Here is a 253-nt window from a genome sequence, read left to right on the forward strand (position 1 = left end):
CCAACACACTAATCCCCGCAGAAAGGACGATGAAAGCAAGCAGACTTACCGCCGAAGCGCCGGTCCCGGTTCCACCAAATAGAATGTCCATGCTCCCCTCGACTGCGTAGAAAGCCGGCAGCGATTCGCCCAACCGCAGATAGAACGCCGACAGCAGCTCGCGAGGCATCATCGCGCCGGATGTGACGAGTTGAACCGACAACAGCAAAATATTCATCAGCATACCGCTCATGCCGAACAGAAGCAGGCACAG

Annotated in this window: 1 pseudogene; it reads right to left on the reverse strand. The window is 56.5% G+C overall.

Features of this window, described 5'->3' with window-relative positions:
• Positions 1–253, reverse strand: a pseudogene (locus ET33_RS39120) (YhgE/Pip domain-containing protein); the annotation flags it as partial.

The organism is Paenibacillus tyrphae, assembly GCF_000722545.1.
Taxonomy (GTDB): Bacteria; Bacillota; Bacilli; order Paenibacillales; family NBRC-103111; genus Paenibacillus_G; species Paenibacillus_G tyrfis.